1 protein-coding gene is annotated in these 406 nt (G+C 42.4%); it reads right to left on the bottom strand.

All coding sequences use genetic code 11. The features are described 5' to 3' along the window. Positions 1 to 101 precede the first annotated feature (101 nt). The coding region (locus tag A3762_RS16905; RefSeq protein WP_197469329.1) for an arginine N-succinyltransferase at positions 102 to 406 on the bottom strand (305 nt) is incomplete at its 5' end.

A 406-nucleotide genomic window follows, 5' to 3' on the forward strand; every position in this document is an offset into this window, starting at 1 on the left:
ACAAGCTCACCATTAAAAGGATTATGGCTAGATAACGATGGTCCTGAACAGTGATGCCACTGTCCTGCAATGAAAGCTCCTAATTGGCTCATAGCTTTATCCTAAATATAACGAAGTGGGACAGCTCTAAGCTCAGCTTGATCATCGATATTCAAAGCATCGAATTGTTCTGAACTTAGTCTTATATGATCAGCGTGAATCTGATCTTTACTGACAAGAATTGTACGGAAATGTTCCATCCGCCGATTAGACACAACCCAATCGTCACGGGCACCAATTTCAGCGTCATAGTTAGTATCTACGCGATAAGGCAAAAGCACACTTTCACTAACGCCGCGCACATCTTCAACGAAGCTCTCAACGACTGGGCCACCATCGAAAATGTCTATCAATTGATTGAAATGAA

The organism is Oleiphilus sp. HI0125 (genome assembly GCF_001635355.1).